This window comes from Pseudonocardia sp. HH130630-07 (genome assembly GCF_001698125.1).
Lineage (GTDB): Bacteria > Actinomycetota > Actinomycetes > Mycobacteriales > Pseudonocardiaceae > Pseudonocardia.
In genome coordinates this window covers 5,594,715-5,611,900 of the sequence record NZ_CP013854.1, presented here as the reverse complement: position 1 = coordinate 5,611,900, position 17,186 = coordinate 5,594,715, and the positions used below count along the sequence as shown (strand labels likewise).

The 17,186-nt window shown below is 74.5% G+C and carries 15 protein-coding genes; 3 read left to right on the top strand and 12 right to left on the bottom strand.

All coding sequences use genetic code 11. The annotated features are described in order from the left end of the window. Positions 1 to 233 precede the first annotated feature (233 nt). Positions 234 to 845, top strand: a complete 612-nt coding sequence (locus AFB00_RS26540; RefSeq protein WP_068799445.1) for a hypothetical protein — start codon at positions 234 to 236, stop codon at positions 843 to 845. 21 nt (positions 846 to 866) lie between these two features. Here the strand turns inward: AFB00_RS26540 and AFB00_RS26535 are convergent, their stop codons facing one another. Next, a complete protein-coding gene (locus AFB00_RS26535) occupies positions 867 to 1,889 on the bottom strand; it encodes a hypothetical protein (protein ID WP_068799444.1) in 1,023 nt (340 codons plus the stop codon). Positions 1,890 to 1,897: 8 nt separating this feature from the next. Further along, complete coding sequence (locus AFB00_RS26530; protein ID WP_068799443.1) at positions 1,898 to 2,431, bottom strand: YbhB/YbcL family Raf kinase inhibitor-like protein; 534 nt, start codon at positions 2,429 to 2,431, stop codon at positions 1,898 to 1,900. 102 nt (positions 2,432 to 2,533) lie between these two features. On the opposite strand from AFB00_RS26530, the gene AFB00_RS26525 reads away from it, so the two are divergent. Next, positions 2,534 to 4,111: a Na+/H+ antiporter gene (locus AFB00_RS26525; RefSeq protein WP_231974504.1), complete on the top strand. Its 1,578-nt coding sequence runs from the start codon at positions 2,534 to 2,536 to the stop codon at positions 4,109 to 4,111. Positions 4,112 to 4,211: 100 nt separating this feature from the next. Here the strand turns inward: AFB00_RS26525 and AFB00_RS26520 are convergent, their stop codons facing one another. The 5 genes from AFB00_RS26520 to AFB00_RS26500 all read right to left on the bottom strand — a co-directional run bounded on the left by AFB00_RS26520 (position 4,212) and on the right by AFB00_RS26500 (position 8,386). Beyond that, positions 4,212 to 5,033 (bottom strand): family 1 encapsulin nanocompartment shell protein, encoded by an 822-nt coding sequence (locus tag AFB00_RS26520; RefSeq protein ID WP_068799441.1) that lies wholly within the window; start codon positions 5,031 to 5,033, stop codon positions 4,212 to 4,214. After that, positions 5,030 to 5,611, bottom strand: coding sequence for a hemerythrin domain-containing protein (locus AFB00_RS26515; RefSeq protein WP_068799440.1), 582 nt, complete (start codon positions 5,609 to 5,611; stop codon positions 5,030 to 5,032). The genes AFB00_RS26520 and AFB00_RS26515 overlap by 4 nt, the downstream gene beginning before the upstream one ends. Before the next feature lie 54 nt (positions 5,612 to 5,665). Next, the gene (locus tag AFB00_RS26510) at positions 5,666 to 6,427 is read right to left on the bottom strand and encodes an SDR family NAD(P)-dependent oxidoreductase (protein ID WP_068799439.1); all 762 of its coding nucleotides are present in this window, start codon (positions 6,425 to 6,427) and stop codon (positions 5,666 to 5,668) included. Positions 6,428 to 6,449: 22 nt separating this feature from the next. Continuing rightward, complete coding sequence (locus AFB00_RS26505; RefSeq protein WP_068799438.1) at positions 6,450 to 7,430, bottom strand: iron-siderophore ABC transporter substrate-binding protein; 981 nt, start codon at positions 7,428 to 7,430, stop codon at positions 6,450 to 6,452. Between the two features lie 200 nt (positions 7,431 to 7,630). Further along, complete coding sequence (locus AFB00_RS26500; protein ID WP_068799437.1) at positions 7,631 to 8,386, bottom strand: class I SAM-dependent methyltransferase; 756 nt, start codon at positions 8,384 to 8,386, stop codon at positions 7,631 to 7,633. Between the two features lie 210 nt (positions 8,387 to 8,596). Between AFB00_RS26500 and fabG the strand changes: the two genes are divergently transcribed. Beyond that, a complete protein-coding gene (fabG, locus tag AFB00_RS26495; protein WP_068799436.1) occupies positions 8,597 to 9,355 on the top strand; it encodes a 3-oxoacyl-ACP reductase FabG in 759 nt (252 codons plus the stop codon). 59 nt (positions 9,356 to 9,414) lie between these two features. Here fabG and AFB00_RS26490 read toward each other — a convergent pair whose 3' ends face one another. From AFB00_RS26490 to AFB00_RS26470, 5 genes are all read right to left on the bottom strand, one after another. Then, positions 9,415 to 10,776: a GH39 family glycosyl hydrolase gene (locus AFB00_RS26490; RefSeq protein WP_068799435.1), complete on the bottom strand. Its 1,362-nt coding sequence runs from the start codon at positions 10,774 to 10,776 to the stop codon at positions 9,415 to 9,417. A 266-nt stretch (positions 10,777 to 11,042) separates the two neighbouring features. Then, the gene (gene cydC, locus AFB00_RS26485; protein ID WP_083276162.1) at positions 11,043 to 12,728 is read right to left on the bottom strand and encodes a thiol reductant ABC exporter subunit CydC; all 1,686 of its coding nucleotides are present in this window, start codon (positions 12,726 to 12,728) and stop codon (positions 11,043 to 11,045) included. Continuing rightward, positions 12,725 to 14,458, bottom strand: coding sequence for a thiol reductant ABC exporter subunit CydD (gene cydD, locus AFB00_RS26480; protein WP_068799433.1), 1,734 nt, complete (start codon positions 14,456 to 14,458; stop codon positions 12,725 to 12,727). Before cydD ends, cydC begins: the two co-directional genes overlap by 4 nt. Beyond that, positions 14,455 to 15,516, bottom strand: a complete 1,062-nt coding sequence (gene cydB / locus AFB00_RS26475; protein ID WP_068799432.1) for a cytochrome d ubiquinol oxidase subunit II — start codon at positions 15,514 to 15,516, stop codon at positions 14,455 to 14,457. The genes cydD and cydB overlap by 4 nt, the downstream gene beginning before the upstream one ends. 9 nt (positions 15,517 to 15,525) lie before the next feature. Then, entirely contained in the window at positions 15,526 to 16,959 is a 1,434-nt protein-coding gene (locus tag AFB00_RS26470; RefSeq protein WP_068799431.1) for a cytochrome ubiquinol oxidase subunit I, read from the bottom strand. Positions 16,960 to 17,186: the final 227 nt, after the last annotated feature.

The window sequence follows — 17,186 nt, the reverse complement described above, 5'->3', positions numbered from 1 at the left end:
CGTCGTGATCGGTCGGTCTCGCCGTCCATCACAGCCCTGCGCACCCCGGTGACCCAGTTCCGTGGCGTCACCCACCGGGCATGACACCACGTCACTACCGGCGAGGGCCGCTCCCCGGCTTGGCAGGTGTTCCCCCTGGCCGGGTGACGCACATGGACGGAGCGATCGAGGACCGATATGGTCGGGTACCAACCGAAATGGTCCATGCAACGCCTCCGTCCCGGGAAGAAGCCGTGAAGCTGCTCCGTACGACCGCCGACATCCTGCGCTCCGACCGGCGCGCGCTGACGCTGCTCCTCGTGCTGATCTTCGGAGCGCTCCTGCTCGGCATGGGCACGGGGATGCTGTTCCCCGGCCTCGAGCTGCCCACGCTGGTCGCCGGCGGGGTGTCGGACGACCTGGTGAACACGATGATCACGAACCCCTGGTTTTTCGGGACCACGATCCTGCTGATCAACGTGTTCGTGGCCGCCGTCGGCGGCATCGTCCTGCCGTCGCTGGTCGTGCCGTTCCTCGGCATCCCGGTGATCGCGCTCTACATGTTCAACGTGGGCGTCTCGATCGCGCCGACCGACCCGACCACCGCGACCGTGCTCATCCCGCACTCTGTGACCCTCGTCATCGAGCTCACCGGGTACGCCGTCGTCATGTTCGGGGTCCTCCAGCTCGGCCGCGGCTGGATCCGTCCCGCCTACCTCGGTGTGGACACCCGTCGCCGGGCCTACGTGGTCGGTCTGCGGCGGCTCGCGTGCCTCGCGCTGCCGGCGATCGTGATCCTCGTGATCGGTGCCTACTACGAGGCCTTCTCCGTCGTGTACCTGCTGCCGAGGCTGCTGGTCGGCTGACGTCGCGGTCCGGGCCCGGGGCTAGTCGTCGAGCTCGTCGAGGTCCCGCTCCGCCGTCGCGACCTCGGTCCCGGCCCGGCGGGCCCGGCGCTCGGCGGCCGCGGCGTCCCGCTCGGCGGCGGCGAGGTCCCGGTCGGCACCCGTCACCGCGGTGCGGGCCCGGTCCAGCTCCGCGCGCAGGTCCTCGATCCGGCGGTGGGCCGCGTCCCGGCGGTCGGCCGCGGCGTCGCGCCGGTCCCGGGTGGCGTCCCGTTCCCGGGCGGCGTCGTGCGCCGCGAGCCGGGCCTGCTCCACCCGCTCGCCCGCTGCCGCACGACGTTGCGCGCGGAGCCGCTCCTCGCGTTCGGCGCGGTCCTGCTCCTCGCGCTCGGCGCGGTGTTGCCGGTCGCGCTCGGCGCTGTGCTGCCGGTCGCGCTCGGTACCGCGGCGGGCCGCGTGACCGGTGGCGGCGTCCGGGCGCCCACCGGGCCCGCGGCCGCGCCCGGTGCCGGACCCGGCCGGAGCGCGGGCCGGGCCGGGCCGGACCGGAACGGTGCCGCCGTCGTCCTCCCCGGGGTCCGGACCGCCCGGCACCGGACCGAACCCGCTGTGCCGCTCGGCCCGGACCAGCCGTCCGGACCGGACCCGGTCGGCCAGCGCCGGATCGGCCAGCGCCGACTCCAGCACCGCGCGGACCTCCCGTTCCAGACCGGCGTCGACCCGGTGGCCGGCGTCGCGGCCGAGTCCCGCCGCCCGGCGGGCCAGACCACCCAGGAGCCGGGACCGACGGCCGGAGATCTCGCGCAGGGCCGGGCCGTCGAGGGAGCGCTGGGCCTGCTCGAGCGGGCCGGCGAGGGCGAGCAGACCGTCGACCTCGTCGGGGGCCTGCGCGACCAGGAGGTTCGTCAGCCACGCCGCGCGGGTCGGCCGCTTCAGCGCCGCGATCTCCCGCGCGGCGCCGGGGTCCCCGGCGGCGCGGGCCGCGGCGACGACCTCGTCCCGCGCCGCCACGAAGTCCTCCGGGGCCAGCCGGTAGAGCCGGGCCCCCTCGACCGCCGGGTCCACGCCGGTGCTCAGCTCAGGTTGGCGTGCGTCCCGACCAGGACGGCCCTGGCCAGCGTGCCGCCGAACAGGTTGAACGCCAGGAACGACGGCGTCGCGGTGGCCGGGACGTCCAGCTCCGCCACCCCGACGGCGTGCACCGCGAAGTAGTAGCGGTGCGGGCCGTGCCCGGGCGGCGGCGCCGCGCCCAGGAAACGGGGCAGGCTCGCGTCGTTCGCCAGCTGCACCGCGCCCTCGGGCAGGCCCGAGCCGGTGTCGTCCCCGGCGCCGCTGGGGAGCGAGGTCACCGAGGCCGGGATGTTCAGCACCGCCCAGTGCCAGAAGCCGGCCCCGGTCGGGGCGTCCGGGTCGTAACAGGTGACCACATAGGATCGGGTCTCGGGCGGGGCGCCGGACCAGGACAGCTGCGGTGAGACGTCCTCGCCGCCGGCGCCGAAGATCCCGGACAGCTGCGGGGTGGCGAGCGCGGCGCCGTCGTTGACGTCCTCGCTGGTCAGGGTGAACGACGGGACCGGGGGCAGCTCGTCGTAGGGGTTGCGGGGCACGGTGGGCGACCTCCTCGTCGGCGGTGTACGTGTCCGGTGAATCCTGGCACGGCGCGCCGCACCCCGCCGCGGTGGCGAGCAGGAAGGGTGGGACACGTGGAGATGCTGCTGATGGTCGTCGGCCTCGCGCTGGCGGCGGTCGTCCTGGTCGGGGTGGGGGAGCGGCTGCGGTTGCCGTGGCCCGCGCTGATGGTCGTGCTCGGTGCCGTCGTCGCGGTGGTACCGGGGCTGCCGGACTCGTTCGTCGTCGAGCCGGAGCTGATCCTGCCGCTGTTCCTGCCGCCGTTGCTGTTCGCGACGGCGCAGCGCACGTCGTGGGCGCTGTTCCGGGCCCGCTGGCGGACGATCGCCCTGCTCGCCGTGGCGCTGGTCCTGGTGACCGTCACCGCGGTCGCCGGGACGGTGTGGGTGCTGGTGCCGGGGATCGCGCTCACCGCGGCCGTCGCGCTCGGTGCCATGGTGGCCCCGCCGGACCCGGTCGCGGTCGAGGCGGTCGCCGGTCAGGTGCCGATCCCGCGCCGGATGATCTCGGTGCTGCAGAGCGAGGGCCTGTTCAACGACGCCACCGCGCTGGTCATCTTCCAGGCCGCGGTGCTCGCGACGGTCTCCGGTGACGAGCTGAGCCCGCTCGGCCTCGGCGTCCGGTTCGTCGCCGGAGCCCTCGGCGCCGTGGTGCTGGGGCTCGTCATCGCCTGGCTCGCCCGCACCGTACTGGGCCGGCTCACCGACACCACCGGGCGCAGCGCACTGACGCTGGTACTGCCGTTCGCGACCTACCTGGCGGCGGAGGAGCTGCACGCGTCCGGGGTGATCGCCGTCGTCGTGCTCGCGTTGCAGCTGCGTGCCGGGGCGGACGCCGACGAGGCCGCCGAGCGGATCACCCAGGCCTCGCTGTGGAACGTGGTCGAGCTGGTCGTCACCGGCATCGCGTTCGGCCTGATCGGGCTGGACCTGCACCAGGTCGTGACGGCCGCCGGGGACGAGCTGCCGCGGATGCTCGGCCACGCCGCCGTCGTGTGCCTGGTCGTCGTGGTGGTCCGGACCCTGTGGATGCTGGCCGCGTGGCGCTTCGTCCGCCGCAGCGACGACGCCTCGGCGGCCCCGCGGACCGGGCGCGAGGCGGTGCTCCTGGCCTGGTGCGGCATGCGCGGGCTGGCGACGCTGGCGCTCGCGCTGTCGCTGCCGACGACGCTGGCGTCGGGGGAGCCCTTCCCGTACCGGGCCGAGCTGGTGCTGATCGCGGTGTCGGTCCTGCTGGTGACGCTGCTCGTGCCCGGCTTCACCCTGCCGGCGCTGGTCCGCCTGCTCGGCGTGGACGACGAGGCCGAGGCCGAGACCCGCGCGGAGAAGGAGATCGTGCTGCGGGCCCGGCGCGCCGCGATGGCGACGATGGAGTTCGAGCGCCGGGTGCGCGAGCTGCCCGAGGAGGTCGGCGCCCGGATGCGGGAGCGGGTCGAACGCCTGGAGGCGGTGCTGTCCGGGGAGACCCCGTCGGAGGAGGAACGGCAGCGGTTCGCCTCGGTGCAGGCGGTGCGCGGTCAGGTCGCCGACGCGCAGGCGTCCGCACTGGCGGCGGCGCGCACCGAGGTGCTGGCGGCCCGTCGTGAACCGGGGGTGGACCCGCACGCCGCGGACCGCGTCCTGCACCGCCTGGACCTGCGCACCGTCCTCCTGGACTGAGCCCGTTCCGGCACCCGCCCCCGGTCGCACTCATGGAGCTTCGGCCCGGCCGTACGAGGCCGAAGCTCCATGAGTGCATCCCGACGGAGGAGGGTGCGGATCAGTGCAGGACGATCGCGGCGTCCGGTTCGGTCACCCGGAAGGTGAACGACTCCTCCAGGTACAGGTGGACCTCACGGGCGTCGTGGTCGGAGTAGCCGATCGCCACGTCCTGCCCGACGTCGAGCACGAAGTCCCCGCCCCGCTGCGAGACGACGAGCGCCCCGTCCAGGCCCGGGGCGCGCAGGATCTGCCCGCCCAGGATCCGGGTGAGGTGGTCGAACAGGGGGTAGCCGCCGTGCTCGGCGGTCTCGGCGATCCGGGTGAAGCCCTCCGGGGCGATCGCGAGGGCGAACGGCCCCTCGATGCCGCCCTGGCGCAGCACGTCCACCGCCCGCGCGACGACGGCGGGGTAGCGGTCGGACTCCGCGCCGAGCGCCAGCGCGTCGTACGGGCTGGAGGCGGCGATCCCCTCGATCAGTGCCTCCGGCCAGCCGTGGAACATCGCCCGGTTCTCGATCTCCGCGGCCTCCCGGGCGGCCCGGGCGAGGTCGTCGAACTCGGGGTCCTGGGCGCCGCGCTCGACGTCGTCGATCTCGTCGCGGGACACCGTGAACGGCACCCGGAACTCCGCGAGCGGCTGCACCCGGCGCAGCCGGGCGGTCGCACTGTCCGCCTTCACCCCGGGCGGCGGCCCGCCCAGCCGGGTGGACCGGCCGATCGGCACCGACGACGCCTCCCAGCCCGCGGTCCCGCCCCAGTCCGCGATCCGGCGTCCGGCCAGCAGCGGGGTGAGCCGCTCCCGGGCCTCCTCGTCGACCGCCTTCCAGGCGGTGACCGGGATCGGGGCCTTGTCGCGGAGGAGATGGTCCTGGGCCGTCACTGCTGCCGTCCCTTCAGATCGCCGATGCCGAGCCCGGTGGTGGTCGGGCTCGGTGGGTCGATGCGGTTCTCGACCGCGGCGACGTAGGCCTGCGGGTCCTGGTCGGAGTTGTCGAGATCGGCCGGAGTCGGGTGGGCGTCCATGAACTCCTGGAACTGACTGCCCAGCGACTCGCGCAGGCCGACGGTGGCGTTGAGCCGGAAGTTCGCCAGCCCCTCGTTCTCCTCCTCGCCCATGTGCTCGTCGTTGGCGCGCCGGGCGTCCCAGACGCCCGCCCACCACTCGCCGGAGCCCACCGGGCTGCGTCCGGCGCGGGCCACGCCGTCCCGGATGTCGTTGTGGTCGTCGATGGCGTCGAGGGTCTCCTCCTGGGGATCCTCGCCGTGCTGCAGCAGCTGCGGGTAGAAGATCTTCTCCTCGGCGATCGCGTGCACGTCCAGCCGGGCGGCCAGCGGCTCCCAGAGCCGGACGAGCTCGCGCGTGTCGGTCCCGGCCCGGGCCTGCAGCTCGTCGAGCGCTGCGAACTGCCGCCGGAACCAGGCGTGATCGTCGAGGATCAGCGTCGTGATGTCGGGCACGCACGGAAGCGTAGGGCGGCCGGCGCCGCGCGGCACGGCGGAGCGCGCCCCGGCTCAGGTGATCGTGAGCCCGCCGTCGACGGCGATCGTCTGGCCGGTCAGGTACCCGCCCGCGGTGGAGGCGAGGAAGACGACGGCCGCGGTGAGCTCGGCGGGATCGCCCGTGCGCCCCATCGGGATGCGCTCGGCCATCCGCTCCAGGTAGCCGTCCGGGTACTGGTCGGTCATCTCGGAGGCGAAGAACCCGGGTGCGATCGCGTTGACCCGGATGTCCCGGCGGCTGGCCCACTGCTGGGCCAGGTCCCGGGTGAGCCCGACGATCCCGGCCTTGGACGCCGAGTACGCCGCCTGCGGCAGCGAGGCGGTCGTGAGCCCGAGGACGCTGGAGATGTTGACGATGCTCGACCCGGGCTCCATGAGCGCGGCGCACGCCTGGGCCATCCAGTAGCTGCCGTTGAGGTTGATGTCCACGACCTCGGTGAACTGCTCCGGGGTCTCCTTCAGCGCCGGCACGGCCGTCCCGACGCCGGCGTTGTTCACCAGGACGTCGAGCCGCCCGAACCCGTCCACGGCCGCCTGCGCCAGTGCCCGGCAGTCCTCCGGGCGGGTCACGTCGGTCGGGACGGCGACCGCGCGCCGGCCCGCCGCCTCGACCAGCCGCACGGTCTCGGCCATGCGGTCGGCCCGCCGGGCACCCAGGACCAGGTCGGCCCCGGCCTGGGCGAGTCCCTCGGCGAAGGCCACACCCAGCCCGGAGGACGCGCCGGTCACGACGGCGACCCTGCCGTCGAGTCGGAATCTGTCGGTCACGTTCACGGCCGCGACCCTAACCCGGATCTCAGCCCTGCAGCGCGGTCGCCAGCTGCGGCACCAGCCGGTCCAGGGCGTAGGGCACCGACAGCACGCTGTTGTAGGTGATGGCGCCGCGCAGGTCGGTGTCCGGGACGATCATGCGCCCCTCCGCGACCACCGGCACCTGCTGCAGGATGGGGTCGCCCTCGATCTGCATCCGCTCGGAGTTCTCGGCGGCGAGCATCAGCAGCGTGTCCGCGTCGAGCAGGCCGGCCTGCTCCGAGGACACCTCGACGTAGAAGCTGCCGGAGTCCTGCTCGGCGATCCGCGGCGGCAGGGCGAAGCCGAGATCGGTCATGAACCGGCCGCGGGCGTCGGCGGCGGTGTAGGCGCCGTACTTGCCGTCGAACGGCAGCACCGTCGCGGCCGTCCTGCCCTTGAACGCCGGGTTGGCGGTGACGGCCTCGGCGAACGCGGCGTCGGCCTGCGCGATGAGCTCCTCGCCGCGCTCCGGCTGCCCGAGCGCGGTTGCCACGGTCCGCATCTGCGCGTCGCGGGGCACGCCGAAGTCGATCGTGTCGGCGGGCCGGGCCACGACCGGGGCGATCGCCGAGAGCTGCTCGTAGAGCGGCTGCTGCAGGCTCGCGGTGACGGCGACGATCAGGTCCGGGGCCAGCGCGGCGATCTGCTCGGGCTTCGGGTCCCCGGTCAGGACGACCGGCGGTTCGCCCTGCACCAGGTCGCGGGCCCACGGGCCGAGCCCGCCGGACTGCTCGTAGAACGTGTAGGTCGCGGTCGCGACCGGCGTGATGCCCAGCGCCAGTACCGGGTCGGCGTCGGTGACGCCGAGCGCGACCACCCGCTGCGGCTGCTCGGGGATCTCGGTGGTGCCGTAGGCGTGGTCGATCCGGACGGGGAACGCCCCCGCCGCCGCGGGGGGCCCGGCGGGCTCCTCCGGGGTGGGTGCGGACGAGCAGGCGGTGAGCAGGCCGACCAGGGCCAGCAGCGGGATGAGTCTCCGGAGCACCCGTGGAGATTAGCCCAGCCTGCCCTGAATGCGGAGTTCGCGGTGACGCGTCGGCAGCGGTGCGGAGGGGGCGCGTTCGGGGCTGTTCCGGCGGGACGCCTTCGCGGCTGTTCCGACGGGGCGCGTTCGCGGCTGTTCCGATGGGGCGCGTTCGCGCCCGCGTCGATCGCTCCGGTGCGGCCGACGCGGGCGCACCGGAGCTACGCGCGCGGACGGCGCCTGCGGGCCACCACGGCCCGGTAGTGCAGCGGGGCCCGCGAGGTGGCGAGCCGGTGCCGGTACACGGTCGAGCCGAGTTGCTCCAGCTCGCCGGAGTCCAGCAGCGACGTGATCAACCCGGCGAAACCCGAGGTGTCGCCGTCGGTCAGGAAGTCCTCGCGGATGGTGAGGGCGACGAAGCCGTCGACCGCGACCATGTCCAGCGCCGCGCGGAACGCGGCCGGCGGGATGTCGCCGAAGCCGAGGGCGGCGACGCAGGTCAGGACGTCGAACCCGCCGGAGGCGATGGCGGAGGCCCGGTCGTCGTCGAGGGCGGTCAGGTCGACGACGTGGTAGTCGTCGTACACGCCGGGCCGGTCCCGGGTCGCGGCCTCGCGGGCCTCCGGGATGATGTCGACCCCGACGACCTTGCCGAAGCCGCGGGTGCGCAGTTCCTCGGCGACGATGCCGTTGCCGGCACCGACGTCGAGCACCCGGAGCCCGGACGGGTCGAGGCCGCCGCCCCGGACCTGCTCGGCCAGCAGGTCGCACACCACGGGCGGGGACTGGCACTGCAGGATCTCGTAGAACAGGTTCTCGTAGAGGCCGGGGACGCGGTACAGCGCGTCGTAGTCGTGGAACCGGTACTCGGTCCACCCCTCGCCGGTGTCGAGGACGCAGTACTCCGCGTCCTGTTCGTGGGACTCGGTCGGTTCCGGCAGAGCCAGCCGGTAGGCGGAAGAACGCTCGACGGCCATGAAATTCCTTTCCGGTCGGGAACGGACGGTTCGACGGTAGTCGAAGCGAGCGTCCCCGAGGAGAGGTGAGAAAAGCCCGACAGACCCCTGCCGTCCGGGCCGCGGGGTGACACGATCGGCCGCGGCGGCGACCACGGCGGACGGCGAACGACCCGTCCGCCGGTGCGCTGCACCGGGATCACCGGCGATAACCCGAGGACGAGGAGAGACATGACCCAGCAGCAGAGGACCGCCGTCGTCACCGGAGCGGCCCGCGGTATCGGTGCCGCCACCGCCGTCCGGCTGGCCGCCGACGGACACCGGGTGGCCGTGCTGGACCTGGCGGAGTCGGCGGCGAAGTCGACGGTCGAGACGATCGAGGCGGCCGGCGGGACCGCGGCCGCGTTCGGGGCGAACGTCGCCGACGAGGCCGCCGTCCGGGACGCGGTGGCGGCGGTGACCGACCGGCTGGGCGCACCGACGATCCTGGTCAACAACGCCGGGATCACCCGGGACAACCTGCTGTTCAAGATGTCCGCCGACGACTGGGACGCGGTCATGGGCGTGCACCTGCGCGGCTCGTTCCTGATGACCCGCGCGGTGCAGGAGCACATGGTGGCCGCCCAGTGGGGCCGGGTGGTCACCCTGTCCTCGGTCTCGGCGCTGGGCAACCGCGGCCAGGCGAACTACGCCGCGGCCAAGGCGGGACTGCAGGGCTTCACCAAGACCCTGGCCGTCGAGCTGGGGAAGCTCGGGGTCACCGCGAACTGCATCGCGCCAGGGTTCATCGCCTCGGAGATGACGAAGGCGACCGCCGAGCGGCTCGGTGTGGACTGGGAGCAGTTCCGGGCGGCCCGGGCGAAGGAGATCCCGGTGCAGCGGGCCGGGGAGGTCGACGACATCGCGCACACGGTGTCGTTCTTCGTCGACGAGCGCTCGTCGTTCGTGAACGGCCAGGTCATCTACGTCGCGGGCGGCCCGCGTACCTGACGGACACGTGTGGGGCCGCCCCGGACGAACCGGGACGGCCCCACACGGGCGTCGTGGACTCAGGCGCTGCTGGCCAGCGGGACGACGGCCCAGCCGGGCAGGTCCTCCTGGCCGGGGACCGGGACCGGGGCGCCGCTGAAGTTCATCAGGAGCACCGAGCCGTCCGAGGCGCGGAAGGCCCCCAGCGTCGAGCCCTGGGCCCGGCCCAGCTCGACGTCACCCTGGCGCAGCTTGGGGATCAGCCAGCGCCACGCCTCGGTGAGCGGGGTCGGCCGGCCGCCGTCCTCCTCGGTGGCGTCGCTCCACAGCGAGGAGTACTCCAGCGAGTCACTGCCCTCCGGGCCCCAGAGCAGCGCGCCCTGGGTGCCGGAGCGGGCCATCGACTGCAGGACGGCGAGCGTGGAGACCGCGCTGGCCGGGGTGTCGTAGCCGGCCTGGGCGTCGGCCGGGACGTTCGCGTAGAACTCGGCCCACCAGATCGGCAGCTGCGTGCGCTCCTGGATCCAGCGGTCGATCACCGAGAACTTCTCGGCGCCGACGTCGACCGGGGAGATCGCGTCCTGCTGGCCGCGGTTGGTCGTGGAGCCGTCGACGACGATGAAGTCCGCACCGACGTTGTTCGCCAGCCAGTAGTCCAGGACGTCGAGCGGGCGCTGGTCGAGCGCGCCCCACGGCCCGCGGATGTCCGACGCGTCGTTCGAGTCCGGCGGGACGCTGCTCATCACCACGTACGGGCCGCCGACCTGGACGTCCGGGCGGACCGACTTCACCGCCTCGTAGACGCGGTTGTAGAGGTCGGTGTAGCCCTCGTAGTCCCAGCGGTTCTCGTCCTCGTGGTAGAAGCCCTTGAGCTCGTTCCAGACCAGGACGCGGTCGACCTGCGGGTAGCGCTGCACGGCCTCGCGGGCGAGGTTGGCGTAGTCGTCGAAGAACTCCGGGCGGACCTGGCGCTCCAGCTTGTCCCACGCGGTGACGCCGGGCGGGCCGCCCTTCATCCAGTCCGGCGCGCAGCACAGCGTCAGCATGGACTTGCCGCCGGTCTCCTCGGTCAGCTCCATCCGCCGGTCGAGGGACTCCCACTCGAACTCACCGGGCGACGGTTCCGGGTTCAGCGTGCCGAAGCCCATGAGGTGGTGGTTCTGGTACTCCTGGCCGAGGCTGGACAGGATGTCGGCGCCGCGCTGCCGGGCCCCGGCGGGCTCGGTGTCGTCGAGGCTGTTCTGGGTGTGGGTGACGCCCAGCTCCATCGGGCCGGGCTGGCGGTCCCAGGTCCAGCCCTCCTCGAGGTCGACCGCGCCGGCCGAGGCCTCCAGGGCCGAGCCGGAGCCCGCGGCGCCGTCGGTGCCGGTCCCGCCGGAGGTGCAGGACACCACGGTCAGGAGTCCGGCGAGGACGACGGCCAGCAGGGGGGCCCGGCGCATCCGGCCGGACGGCCGGAGACGTCCGGGGGACGTCGTCGGGAGGGGACGGCGTGGCGCTCGCACGGGTGGGACCTCACGTTCTGACACGGTCGTCGACAGTTCGCGACCATCCGGCGGGACCGTGTCACCCGATGGCCGCACTCAGAGTGGCAGCGGACTCCTGTGATCTGCCTGAGAGCGGGATTCGGCCGGAGCCGGGAGCCGCACTCCGGTGTTCGGAGCAGGGTAGGCGTCGGTTCGGAGCAGTCCGCCGCCAACCCCTGGCCTCAGCTCCGGACCCGTCCGTCGCGCAGGACGTGCACCGCGTCCATCCGGTCCAGGACGGCCGGGTCGTGCGTGATGAGCAGGACCGAGCGTCCGGTCGTCGCGGCCAGCAGGTCGTCGAGGACGGCGTCGCGGGTGTCCGGGTCGAGATGCGCGGTCGGCTCGTCGAGGACGAGCACGGCCGGGTCGACGAGCAGCGCCCTGGCCAGCGCGAGCCGCCGCCGCATGCCGCCGGAGAGCCGCGTCCCGTGCGCGCCGACGGCGTGGTCGAGGTCCAGGTCGCCGAGACCGACCCGGCGCAGTACGGCGCCCAGGGCCTCGTCGGTGGGCGGGTCGGCGTCCCCGGGCACGGCGAGCCGCAGGTTCTCCCGCACCGTGGAGTCGAACACGTGCGGGTCGGCCGGGACCCCGGAGATCACGGCCCTGACCTGCGCTGGCGGTCGCCGGAGCAGGTCCTGCCCGCCGAGGGTCACCGTGCCGGAGCGCGGGTCGAGGAAGCGGAACAGCACCGCGGCCAGCGTCGACTTGCCGGAACCGCTGGCCCCGACGAGCGCGACCCGGGCGCCCGCCGGGAGGTCCAGGTCGAGATCCCGGAGCACGGCGCGGCCCGGTGCGCCGCCGGGCCCGGGGTGGGCGACGGTGAGGCCGCGGATCCGCAGGTCGCCGTGGCCGGGCAGCGGCTCGTCGGCGGGCTCGCGGTGCGCGACGGCCGGGGCCGCACCCAGCACCGGGACCAGCCGGGACAGCCCCGCCCGCACGGTGGCGAGCCGGGCCGCGGCGGCCGGCAGCGGCGCGACGACCTCGAACGCGGCGAGCGCGGTGAGGACGAGCACCGCCAGCGGCACGGCCGCCAGGGTGCCCGCGTCGACGGCGGCCACGCCGAGCAGCAGCGTCGCGGCCACGGTGAGCCCGGCGACGAGGGCCCCCGAACCGGCGCCGAGACCGAGCAGGGCGGCGTCCCGGCGGGCGGTGCGGGTCAGCTCGGCGTCGGCCCGCTCGACGGCCCGGACGGCGTCGCCGGTGGCGCCGTTGGCGAACAGCTCCGCTGCGCCGTCGAGCAGGTCGACCAGCCCGGCCGAGAGTTCGGTGCGGGCCCGGGCGGCCCGCGCGGCCGGGCCCCGGGACAGGGCCGCGGTGAGTGCGGGCACCGCGACCCCGGCGACGAGCAGGCCACCGGCGAGCAACGCCCCGCCGGGCACCAGCAGCACGGTCGCCAGCAGCACGGCGCCCGACCCGGCGAGCGCCGCGGCGACGACCGGGACGGCGGCGCGCACCACCAGGTCCTGCACCGAGTCGGTGTCGGTGACCAGCCGCGACACCAGGTCCCCCGCGGAGAACCGGCGGACCGGCTCGGTGGCGGCGAGCCGGGCGTAGACCCGGCCGCGCAGGTCGGCCAGCGCCCGCAGCGCCGCGTCGTGCCCGACCAGCCGCTCGGCGTAGCGGGTGACGCCGCGGCCGACGCCGAGCGCCCTGGTGAGGACGACGGCCACCGACAGCGCCGTCACCGACGGGTGCTGGGCGGCGGTCGCCAGCAGCCACGCCGCGAGTGCGAGCAGCCCCGCACCGCAGAGCGTCGCCAGCGCACCCAGCACCGCGCCGCCGAGCACACCCCGCAGCCGGGGCCGGAGGACGTCCGCCGCGAGGGACCACGCTCCGCGGGGCGCGGTGGGGGCGGGGTGCCCGCTCACGGTGTGCTCCCGGCGGTGACCCGCCCGGCCCGGCCGACCCGCACGACGCGGTCGGTGACGGCGGCCCACCCGTCGTCGTGGGCCACGACGAGCGCGGTCCGCCCGCGGAGCAGGTCGGCCGCGGCGGCACGGACCTGCGCGGCCGAGTCCGGATCGAGGTGCGCCGTCGGCTCGTCGAGCAGGACCAGCGGGGCGTCCCGGAGGAACGCCCTGGCCAGCGCCACCCGCTGGCGTTCCCCGGAGGACAGCTGCGCACCGCGCTCGCCGAGCGGGGTGTCCCAGCCCCGGGGCAGGCGTTCGACGACGGCGCCGAGTCCGGCGCGCCGGCCGGCCGCACGGACGGCGGCGTCGGAGGCGTCGGGCACGCCGAGACGGACGTTGTCGGCCACCGACGCGGCGAACAGGTGCGGGTGCTGCGGTACCCAGGCCACGGTGCGCCGCCAGGCGTCCTGGTCGAGCTCGTCGAGCGGTGCCCCGTCGACGTGCACGGTCCCGCCGGTGGCCGCGACGGCGCCGAGCAGCACGCCGAACAGCGTCGACTTCCCGGCACCGGAGGGGCCGGTCAGCAGCACCGACTCCCCGGGCCGCACGGTCAGTGACTGCCCGGCGAGCGCGTCGTCCGCCGCGCCCGGGTAGCGCACCCGCAGGTCCGCGACGTCCAGTCCCCGCCCGGCGCCGGACGCGGGCGGTGGAGCGGTCCGTCCGCCGGTGGCGCCGCCGGCCGGGCGGTCCAGCTCGGCGAACACCTGCCGAGCGGCGGCGACGCCCTCCATGCTGGCGTGGAACCGGGCGCCGACCTCGCGCAGCGGCAGGTACGCCTCCGGCGCGAGGACCAGGACGAACAGCGCGGTCGCGTAGTCGAGATCGCCGTAGAGCAGCCGCAGGCCGACCTCGACGGCGACCAGCGCGACGGCGAGCGTCGCGACCAGTTCCAGCACGAACGCGGACAGGAACGCCACCCGCAGCGTCCCCATGGTGGCCCGCCGGTGCTCGTCGGTGGTCTCGCGGACCTTCCCGGCGACGACGCCGGCCCGCCGGAACAGCGCGAGCGTCGACAGGCCCTGCACGACGTCGAGGAAGTGGCCGCCGAGCCGCGACAGCAGCCACCACTGCCGCTCGGTGCGGGCCCTGGTGTGCATGCCGACCAGCGCCATGAACACCGGGATCAGCGGCAGGGTGACGCCGATGACGACCGCGGAGATCCAGTCGGCCCCGCCGACCACGACCAGCACCGCGACCGGCACCAGCACCGCGAGGACGAGCTGCGGCAGGTAGCGCGCGAAGTAGTCGTCGAGGGCGTCGAGCCCGCGCGTGGTGAGGGTGACGATCTCGCCGGTGGACCGTGCCGGGTCCGGCGGCCGCACCGCCAAGGCCCGGACCAGCCGCATCCGGAGCTGGGACTTGGCCCGGGCCGCCCCGGCCAGGGCGGCCGCCTCGGCCCCGTAGGCCAGGACCGCCCTGGCGAGCGCCACCCCGGCGACGGCGGCGACGAGCGGCAGCAGGACGTCGAGCCCCGCGCCCGGTGCCTGCGGGGCACCGCCGGTGAGCGACCAGGACGGCGTCGCCCCGGCGATCACCCGGGAGACGAGCCAGGCCTGGGCCAGGATCAGCCCGGTCGCGGCCACCCCGCACACCGCGGCGACGACGAGCTGGGCCCGCACGGCGCTCGCCGTGCGCAGCAACCGCGGATCGACCGGAGGGCCGCCGGCCGCGGGCGGGCGCGTGCTCATCTCGGCGACGGGACGGCGGGGGAGCCCGTCGTGGCCGGTCCGGCCGGGGTGGTGGGGCCGCCGCCGAGCCGGCGCCGGAACACCCAGTAGCTCCAGCTCTGGTAGGCGAGCACGAGCGGGAGGAACACCAGCGCGATCCAGCTCATCACGGTCAGCGTGTACGGCGCGGACGCCGCGTTCGCCACCGTCAGGGTCTGCGCCGGGTCGGTGGTCGAGACGAGCAGCTCGGGGTGCAGCTGCCCGAACAGGACCACCGACAGCCCGCCGACCGCGGTGGCGGTGGCGGTGAACGCCCAGCCCTCCCGGTGCAGGAGGAGGGCGAACCCGGCGAGAGCCAGCGCCAGCCCCGATGCCCCGGCCACCGGGGTGGTCCAGGACGGATCGCGCAGGGCGAGCGTGGCGATCAGGAAGGCCACCGTCAGCACCAGAACCGGCAGCACCGCGAGGGTCGCGATCCGGCGGGCGCGGAAGCGGACGGGGCCGTCGGTCTTCAGCGCCAGGAACACGGCGCCGTGCAGCAGGAACAGGGCCGTGGTGACGACGCCGCCCAGCAGCGCGTACCCGTTGAGGAGGTCGGGCAGGGACGCGGTCACGACGGTGTTCGCGCCGTTGCCCGGTGCGGAGGCGACGGTCGGCAGGCCGCGGACGAGGTTCGCCAGCACCACGCCCCACAGGAACGCGGGTACCAGCGAGCCGATGCCGATGCCGATGTCCCACCGGCGCTTCCACGCGTCGTCGTCGCGCTTGTGCCGGTACTCCAGCCCGACCCCGCGGACGATCAGCGCCAGCAGCACGAGCAGCACCGGGACGTAGAGGCCGGACAGGGTGGCGGCGTACCAGGCGGGGAAGGCCGCGAACATGGCGCCGACGGCCGCGATCAGCCACACCTCGTTGCCGTCCCAGACCGGGCCGATCGCGCCGAGCGCGGTCTCCCGGTCCTCCTCCTCGCGGCCGACGGCACGGACGAGCATCCCGACCCCGAAGTCGAAGCCCTCGAGGACCAGGTAGCCGGTCCAGAGGACGGCCACGGCCAGGAACCAGACGGTGGGCAGATCCATCACGCGCTCCTAGTAACTGAACGCCGGCGTGCGGCGGCCGGCGTCGGACTCGGGATCGGACTCGGGATCGGTGTACGGCAGCGCGGCGGCCGGTCCGGCTGTCACGTAGCGGAACAGCAGCCCCACCTCGACGACGGCGAGCACGCCGTAGAGCACGGTGAACGAGGCGAGGGAGAAGGCGACCTGGCCGAGGCCGACACCGGGGGAGACGCTCGCCGCCGTCAGCAGCTCGCCGTGCACGGTCCAGGGCTGGCGGCCCATCTCGGTGAGGATCCAGCCGCAGATGTTGCCGACCAGTGCCGCCGGCAGCGCGGCCACGACGACGAGGTACATCCAGCGCCGGGCCGGCAGACGCCCGCGGCGGGTCAGCCACAGACCGAGGACACCGACGCCGATGCCCGCCAGGCCGAGACCCATCATCAGGCGGAACGACCAGTAGAGGACGGCGATGTTCGGCCGGTAGTCCCCGGGGCCGTAGAGGATCTCGTACTGGGCCTGGACGTTCTCGATGCCCTGCACGGGGCCCCACGGGTCGCCGGTGGCGAGGAAGCTGAGCACCCCCGGCACCTGGACGTTGATGTGGTTGCGGCTGCCCTGGACGTCGCCGACGGCGAACAGCGAGAACCCGGCGGACTCCTCGGTCTGCCAGAGCGCCTCCGCCGCGGCCAGCTTCATCGGCTCGTGGGTGGCGGCGAGCTTGGCCTGGTGGTCCCCGGAGCCGACCACCATCGCCCCCGCGACGACGGTGACCAGGAACCCGGCGCGCAGGCTCGTGCGGAACAGCTCGTGGTCCCCGGGGTGCGCCGCGGTGCCCTGTCCGGGCCGCAGCTTCCAGGCGCTCACCGCCGCGACGAAGAGCCCGGCGATGACGAACGCCGCCGCCACCACGTGCAGGTAGGTCGACCAGGCCTGCGGGTTCGCCAGCACGGCGCCGATGTCGGTGAGCCGGGCCCGCCCGGTGGCCTCGTCGACCTCGTAGCCGACCGGGTTCCGCATCCAGGCGTTCGCCGCGAGGATGAAGTAGGCCGACAGGTTCGACCCGAGTGCGGCGGCCCAGATGCAGGCCAGGTGCACGCCGCGGCGCAGCCGGTCCCAGCCGAAGATCCACAGCCCGATGAAGGTGGACTCCAGGAAGAAGGCGATCAAGGCCTCCATCGCCAGCGGGGCGCCGAACACGTCGCCGACGAACGTGGAGTAGGTGCTCCAGTTCATCCCGAACTGGAACTCCTGGACGATCCCGGTGACCACGCCCATCGCGAAGTTGATCAGGAAGAGCTTGCCGAAGAACTTCGTGGCCCGCAGGTACTCGGTGCGGCCGGTGCGGAACCAGGCGGTCTGCAGCGCGGCGACGACGACCGACAGGCCGATCGTCAGCGGGACGAACAGGAAGTGGTAGATCGTCGTGATCCCGAACTGCCACCGGGCCAGGTCGAGCGCGTCCATGGTGATCCGCCCTCCGCGAAGTTCTACGTCCAGTAGTAGTTCTACACGAAGTAGAAGAGTGTCGGGCGTGAGGTCGGACTCGCCGCCGATCGAGCGGCACGCCGTCGTCGCGCGGCGGGCGGGGTCGTGCGGGCCGGCGGCGGTCGGTTCGCTCACACCCGGTACACGTCACACCACGGCGCGCCCTCGCCGGGCGGTCCGGCTCTCTACACTTCCGGCAACCCTCG